At 60.0% G+C, this 255-nt stretch carries 2 pseudogenes; one reads left to right on the forward strand and one right to left on the reverse strand.

Features of this window, described 5'->3' with window-relative positions:
• Positions 1-87, reverse strand: a pseudogene (locus JZX87_RS32140) (3-deoxy-8-phosphooctulonate synthase); the annotation flags it as partial.
• Between JZX87_RS32140 and JZX87_RS31145 the strand changes: the two are divergent.
• Positions 77-255, forward strand: a pseudogene (locus JZX87_RS31145) (phosphomannomutase); the annotation flags it as partial. The pseudogenes JZX87_RS32140 and JZX87_RS31145 sit on opposite strands and share 11 nt — an antisense overlap.

Here is a 255-nt window from a genome sequence, read left to right on the forward strand (position 1 = left end):
GACCGGGAAGCCGAATTCCTTCTTCAGGTCGGCAAAAATCTCCATCGCATTTTCAAGTCCGATGCCGCGCTTGCCGGGGGCCGAGGTTGTCGAACTCGGGTTTTCGAAGGATTTCATTCCGGTCGATACCGAGGCGGTTTCACCGGAGACGATCGCGTCGCTGCGCCAATGGGTTCGGGAACATGGTCTGGACGCGATCGTTTCAGCCGATGGCGACGGAGACCGCCCTCTCCTGTCCGATGAAACCGGCGAGCC

It is taken from the genome of Agrobacterium sp. Ap1 (assembly GCF_017313375.1).
GTDB classification, from domain to species: domain Bacteria; phylum Pseudomonadota; class Alphaproteobacteria; order Rhizobiales; family Rhizobiaceae; genus Neorhizobium; species Neorhizobium cellulosilyticum.